The sequence below is a fragment of the Nocardia sp. 852002-20019_SCH5090214 genome (assembly GCF_001665865.1).
Lineage (GTDB): Bacteria > Actinomycetota > Actinomycetes > Mycobacteriales > Mycobacteriaceae > Nocardia > Nocardia nova.
Map to the genome: position 1 here is coordinate 1 of NZ_LZMK01000258.1, position 4908 is coordinate 4908.

5 protein-coding genes and 1 pseudogene are annotated in these 4908 nt (G+C 64.8%); 5 read left to right on the top strand and 1 reads right to left on the bottom strand.

Annotated elements, in window-relative coordinates; genetic code table 11:
* The 3 genes from A5780_RS19790 to A5780_RS19800 form a co-directional block, all read left to right on the top strand.
* The coding region (locus tag A5780_RS19790) for a TlpA disulfide reductase family protein (RefSeq protein WP_064909216.1) at window positions 1-421 on the top strand (421 nt) is incomplete at its 5' end.
* 160 nt (window positions 422-581) lie between these two features.
* Window positions 582-1322: a cytochrome c biogenesis CcdA family protein gene (locus A5780_RS19795; protein ID WP_082976581.1), complete on the top strand. Its 741-nt coding sequence runs from the start codon at window positions 582-584 to the stop codon at window positions 1320-1322.
* A 127-nt stretch (window positions 1323-1449) separates the two neighbouring features.
* Window positions 1450-1728, top strand: coding sequence for a hypothetical protein (locus A5780_RS19800; RefSeq protein WP_063917719.1), 279 nt, complete (start codon window positions 1450-1452; stop codon window positions 1726-1728).
* Window positions 1729-1844: 116 nt separating this feature from the next.
* On the opposite strand, the gene A5780_RS41135 is transcribed toward A5780_RS19800, so the two are convergent.
* Window positions 1845-2174, bottom strand: a complete 330-nt coding sequence (locus A5780_RS41135) for a hypothetical protein (RefSeq protein WP_197521804.1) — start codon at window positions 2172-2174, stop codon at window positions 1845-1847.
* A gap of 804 nt (window positions 2175-2978) precedes the next feature.
* Between A5780_RS41135 and A5780_RS19810 the strand changes: the two are divergent.
* Window positions 2979-3221, top strand: a pseudogene (locus A5780_RS19810) (amphi-Trp domain-containing protein); the annotation flags it as partial.
* A gap of 148 nt (window positions 3222-3369) precedes the next feature.
* Window positions 3370-4908, top strand: a 1539-nt coding sequence (locus tag A5780_RS19815; RefSeq protein ID WP_064909217.1) for an NAD(P)/FAD-dependent oxidoreductase, incomplete at its 3' end; no start/stop codon positions are given.

Genomic DNA, 4908 nt, shown 5'->3' on the forward strand with positions numbered 1-4908 from the left:
CGGCGATCTCACCGGCCCGGACGTCGTCCGCGACACCACGATTCACGTATCGGACTTCCCCGGCAAGGTCGTCGTGGTGAACATGTGGGGCTCGTGGTGCGCCCCGTGCCGCGCGGAAATCCCCGGCCTACAGCAGGCCTTCGCGCAGACCCAGACGGCCGGCGTGCAGTTCCTCGGTGTCGACGTGCGCGACCTCCGCAGCACCGCAACAGCTTTCATATCGGACCGGGCGGTGACCTACCCGTCGATCTTCGATCCGGATATGACGACCCTCGGCGCGCTGGGCGCACACTATCCCACCAGCGTGGTCCCGACGACGGTGGTTCTGGATCGCCGCCATCGCGTCGCCGCGGTATTCATCGAACCTTTGCGGCCGGATGTACTGGTACCGACTGTGCAACGCCTCGCCGCGGAACCGTGATCGACCACGGTTGGTCCGACCGCGCAAACCCGAACACCCGAACGAAAGGCCCAGCCATGCCGAAACCCGTCCGCCTGCCTGAATCCATTGCGGGATCATTGTGATACTCGCGGGGCTGGGTTCGGGTTTCCAGACCGCAGCCGCTACCGGCCCGCTGCTGATGGGCCTCGGCGCGGCGGCCCTCGCAGGCATGGTGTCGTTCGCCTCGCCGTGCTGCATCCCCCTGGTACCCGGGTATCTGTCCTACCTCGCCGGGATTTCCGGCGCCGATATGCCCGCGGTCACCGCATCGGAGGTGAACTCACCGCCGCGCGGACGCTGGCGGGCCACCGGTGCGGCACTGTTGTTCGTCGCGGGATTCACCGTCGTATTCGTTCTGGCCTCCGCCTCCGTCTTCGGCATGCTCGGATTGCTGCAGGTCAATACCGATCTGCTGCAGCGCATCGGCGGCATCGTCACCATCCTCATGGGCATGACTTTCCTCGGCTGGATACCAGCGCTGCAGCGCGACACCAGATTTCAGCCCCGCCGCATCGCATCCTGGGCAGGAGCGCCGCTGCTGGGAGCAGTTTTCGGACTCGGCTGGACCCCGTGCCTGGGCCCGACCCTGGCCGGAGTCATGTCGGTTGCCGCAGGCACTCAGGGCACGACCGCAGCACGCGGCGTGGCACTGATCGTCGCGTACTGCCTCGGACTGGGCCTGCCGTTCATCGCCCTCGCCTTCGGCTCGTCCCACGCGGTACGCACCGTCACGTGGCTGCGTCGCCATACCCGCACGATCCAGATCCTCGGCGGACTCATGCTGCTCGCCGTCGGTGCCGCCCTGGTCACCGGCACGTGGGCAGTGTTCGTCGGCTGGATTCGCGACGCGTTCGTCAGTAACACCGTGCTGCCGATCTGATCCGAGAGCCGGACCGGGTTTCGCGCTGCGTTGCGGACGCGGTCGATCGGTAGAAGGTGTACAACATACTAACCTGGATAGTAGTTACCGGCAGTGGCAACTGCCCCGCATCCGAGGAATGGGGACCATGGACATCCGTGAATGGCGAGCCGCACGGGCCCGCGACCGGTCAATGTACACCGACGCCTACCGCCGCGAACGGCGGCGACGCACCCTCGGATGGCTGCTCGCGGTGATCGGTCTGGTCGTCGGCCTCACCCACATGCTCACCCACCTCGGCGACTGGCATTTCTTGTGGAGTTCTGGATGGCAAGACTTGCTGGTCGGCTATCCCACTGCCGCGGTTATCGCCTTCGCCGGTCTGCTACTGATCACCGCCCCGACCCGGCAACGGCCCAACCACTGAGGCCAAGGCCCATCCTCCGAGGAAGCCCCGCCGCGGGCGCCAACCGTTCACGGCCGCCTACTCCGACGGCCGACCCTGAGGATCCCTCGTCGGGACCCCGCGTTCACGAAGCCGATTCAAAACGGCCATACCATCAACACCCAGACGTTGGCCGACTCTCGAAAGAGCCCATACAGATGGGCGGCCTCATCAACCTGCTCAGACGTCAGACCACGCCGACGCATCCGCACCTGGTGCCGATGAAGAATCGCGCTGACCGTCCGCCGCTCGACACCGAACCGAACCCCCAACTGATACACCGTCGCCCCACCCTCATAGCCAGCAATCAACTCCCGAACCTGAACAGCGTCGAGTTGACGGGCCCGTCCAGGTTTCGTCCGTTCGGCAGTCTGCAGCATCGACACGCCCGGATCCGGAAGCTTCCGAACCTTAATCACTGCCGACATGCCGTGTATCCGACGTTCTCCTCCTCCACCCTGATCTGGACCCATCACCGAACTGACCGGAATCGCTGCCGGCAACCTCGGCTACGCGCCCAGCCGGATCCAGCTCGCGACTGTGCCAAGACGATGGAATTGTCAATCCTGCACCGATGTCCGATGCGCCCCGACACAAGCACCGTATCCGTATAACCATTTCCGAACGCACGAGCCTGTTAACAGCGGTCCGCGATTCGCGCGGTAACCCGCCAAGTGGCGTCCACCAATCGCCGAGCGTCGGCCACCACCAAGTCTCATGCTCTTCGTGCACGGGTTGGCCTCAGGCGGTTCCGAGCTAACTCGCTTCCACCACATGTGCACCCGAGATCTGCTACTGTCCACCTAGTTGAGTCGTCCTCCATAGATGTGCTCAACCACGTGTTTGGGTCGCCCGTGACACATTTCCGGGTTCAAGTCCCCCCTCGCGCACCGTTTCCGGTCACCGGTGACACCTTCGGACGTCCACGCGTTCGAGCGCACTCGCCCACGCAGTGGACGACCAGTGACGCCCTCTCTGTCACCTGGGCACTTTCCGCAGAGACGCCGGATCTCGATGCCGCCGTTGGGAATTCCGCGCCCTGTGTGCCGCCGCGGAGGTGCACTCGCCCTGCGCCCCACGGACCCTCCGCGACCGTGCCTGTTGTGGCCGCGCACAATGCCGACAACCTCGCCGAAACCGGCACAGTCAAGCTTCCCGGTTCGATCCGACGCCGCCCTCGCACCAGCTATTGTTCAGTTATCGATCCGTCCCGCATCGAGGCAGGAGTTGTCGTGCCGAAGCTGGAGATCAACAGGAAGTCCGAACTCTCGCGTGAAGAAGTGGCCGAGCGGCTCATCGCGATCGGGCAGGCGCTTGCCGGTGGCTCCGAGGTGAAGCTGGGATCCGGCGGGGACACGATCGACATCGTCGTCCCCGAGCGCGTCCATGTGGAGCTCGAAATCGAGGTCGACGGCGACGAGACCGAAATAGAAATCGAGATCAGCTGGCGTGACGAGGCTACCGGTGATTCGACGATTTGAACCCGGCATGCCTGCTGTTCGTGCTTGCTGAACAGGACGAAGCGTCGACGGGCAACGTTCTCGCCGAGGAGGACGACGGCGAGTTGCGGCAGGGAGCGCTATGAGCAAACTCGGACAGCGAGCCATCGTCTGCGGGGCGAGTATGACCGGGCTGCTCGCCGCCCGGGTGTTGTCGGACTTCTACGAGGTGGTCACGCTCGTCGAGCGGGATCCGCTGCCGGACGGTCCTGAGCAGCGGCGAGGTGTGCCCCAGGCACGGCATTTTCATGCTCTGCTGAGTAGGGGATCGAACGTCCTGGATCAGCTGTTTCCCGGCGTGCTCGACGAACTCGTCGCCGCAGGCGCGAAAGTCCTGCCCAATGAGCCATCGCGGGTATATGTCCGGTTGGGCCGGCATGAGCTCGACGTCGCGGACAAGTTTGCCGACCCGGCATCGCTGGTCGTCTATCAACCCAGCCGACCATTCTTGGATTCCCATGTCAGGCGGCGAGTCCGCGCCATCGAGAACGTGAGAATTCTGGACAGCCATGCTGTCGTCGAGCCCACAACCGACCGCGACCGTCGGGTTACGGGCGCCCGGGTGGTCAACCGCTACACGGGTGAGGAATCCGTGCTGGATGCCGACTTGGTGGTCGATGCGATGGGCCGCTCGGGGCATACGCCGGCGTTCCTCGGCAATCTCGGCTCCGAGCGACCGATCGAGCAGAGCTACCCGGTGCATCTGAACTATGCCAGCCAATTTCTGCGGGTCCCCGCAGGCACAATCGGCGAGAAACTGGGTTTCTCGGTCAGTCCGCTGCCCGAACGACCGGCCGGAGTGGTGGCTGTGGCCTACGAGGGCGACACCTGGATCCTGACCTTGTTCGGCGTAGGCGGGTACAAACTCCCCCGTGACCTGTCCGGCGTAATCGAATGTGCCGCGCAATTCGCGCCACCCACTCTGATCGACGCGCTGCGGTCCGCTGAGCCGCTCGGCGGGGTGTCTGCGCAGCATTACCCGGCCAGCACATGGCGACGCTATGACAAGATGCGTCGATTCCCCCCGGGGCTGCTGGTGATGGGCGATGCGATCTGCAGCTTCAACCCCGTATATATGCAGGGCATGACCATGGCCGCGCTGCAGGCCGTCGCGCTGCACGACTGCCTGGCCGATCGCGACGGAGATGTGAGCCGGCGATTCTTCAAAGCGACCGCCAAACAGATCGGCCCGGTGTGGCGGGGAAATCGGTTCACCGATTTCCCCGTGTCCCAGGGAGGTGGTTGGCGTCGGGTGCCGAGACACTTGGTGAACTGGCCCATAGACAAGGCACAGGCCGCCGCCGCGAACGATCCGGCCGTCGCCGAAGCGGTCCTTCGAGTGATGCACTTCGTCGACCCGCCGGCCCGGCTCGCGCGGCCCTCGTTCCTGATGCGGCTGATCGCAGCCAACCGCCGAGCCGGAATGGCCACATCCACCGATAACGGTTCCCGCAGCGCGGGGGTGAACGCTATGACCACGGAGACCTTCGACATCAACCGCATGCCGCGCGGCGGACCGGATGCGTCGTGGCTGGACCGGCGGTTGGAAACCGATCGTCTGGAGTACCTCGACCGCGACGACGTCGATGATCGGAAGCGCAAGATAATTCGTTCTCTGGACCGCGGCGAACGGTTTTTCGGGATACATCGCAAGCTCGCGCGC

Bases quoted from the DNA above. Each gene is read 5' to 3' on its own strand.
- A5780_RS19795 (WP_082976581.1), top strand. From the start codon at position 582: ATGGGCCTCGGCGCGGCGGCCCTCGCAGGCATGGTGTCGTTCGCCTCG.
- A5780_RS19800 (WP_063917719.1), top strand. From the start codon at position 1,450: ATGGACATCCGTGAATGGCGAGCCGCACGGGCCCGCGACCGGTCAATG.
- A5780_RS41135 (WP_197521804.1), bottom strand. From the start codon at position 2,174: ATGTCGGCAGTGATTAAGGTTCGGAAGCTTCCGGATCCGGGCGTGTCG.